General features: G+C 57.8%; 1 protein-coding gene. It reads right to left on the reverse strand.

Features of this window, described 5'->3' with window-relative positions; genetic code table 11:
• A partial coding sequence (locus E1189_RS02810) for a hypothetical protein (RefSeq protein ID WP_155158538.1) occupies positions 1 to 289 on the reverse strand: 289 nt, incomplete at its 3' end.
• Between the last annotated feature and the right edge of the window lie 90 nt (positions 290 to 379).

A 379-nucleotide genomic window follows, 5' to 3' on the forward strand; every position in this document is an offset into this window, starting at 1 on the left:
CCGCCAGAGCAGCAAAGACGCTCAGTGCAGAGGGAGGCGGAATACCACCTGCCTCTGCGGCGCCAGTTTCGATTCGGTTAACCTGCTGAAATCCCACCGCCAGAGCAGCAACGACGCTCGGTGCAAGGGGAGGCGGAACATGACCTGTCCCTGCGGCCTCGTCTTCGATACGGTCAGCCTGTTTAACTCCCATCGCCAGAGCAGCCGAGACGCCCAGTGCAGGGGGAAGCAGAACACCACCTGTTCCTGCGGCGCCACCTTCGATACGGTAAACCTGCTTAAATCCCACCGCCGGGGTGGCAGTGACATCCGGTGCAAGAGGCAGCCGATCAAAAAGAAAGGAGACGGAATTTAAAAAGAATCGCTATCTTACTTATTG

This window comes from Parendozoicomonas verongulae (assembly GCF_009711465.1).
GTDB classification, from domain to species: Bacteria; Pseudomonadota; Gammaproteobacteria; order Pseudomonadales; family Endozoicomonadaceae; genus Sansalvadorimonas; species Sansalvadorimonas verongulae.